Origin of the sequence: Tetzosporium hominis (assembly GCF_002265435.1) — a bacterium.
Taxonomy (GTDB): Bacteria; Bacillota; Bacilli; order Bacillales_A; family Planococcaceae; genus Chryseomicrobium; species Chryseomicrobium hominis.
Genome location: NZ_NOKQ01000269.1, coordinates 1 through 240 on the forward strand (window position 1 = coordinate 1; position 240 = coordinate 240).

Sequence of the window (240 nt, forward strand, 5' to 3'; positions counted from 1 at the left end):
GCTAACTCTCAGTTTAAGAAAGCCAAGTTTGCCTACTACGCGGCTTATCACGACAAAAAAGAACGCTGGTCTGACGGTAAAGATCCCGCTGCCTTTATCAAAACTGGTCTGGATGCCGCAGGTATGAGTCAGGCGGATTTTGAAGCGGCACTGAAAGAACCAGCAGTTCAAGAAACACTGGAAAAATGGAAAGCCTCTTATGATGTCGCCAAAATCCAGGGGGTTCCAGCCTATGTCGTT

The 240-nt window shown here is 47.5% G+C and carries 1 protein-coding gene; it reads left to right on the forward strand.

What is annotated here, in order from left to right; genetic code table 11:
* Positions 1 to 240: DsbA family protein (locus CF394_RS12060; RefSeq protein ID WP_207761724.1), on the forward strand; the 240-nt coding region annotated here is incomplete at both ends.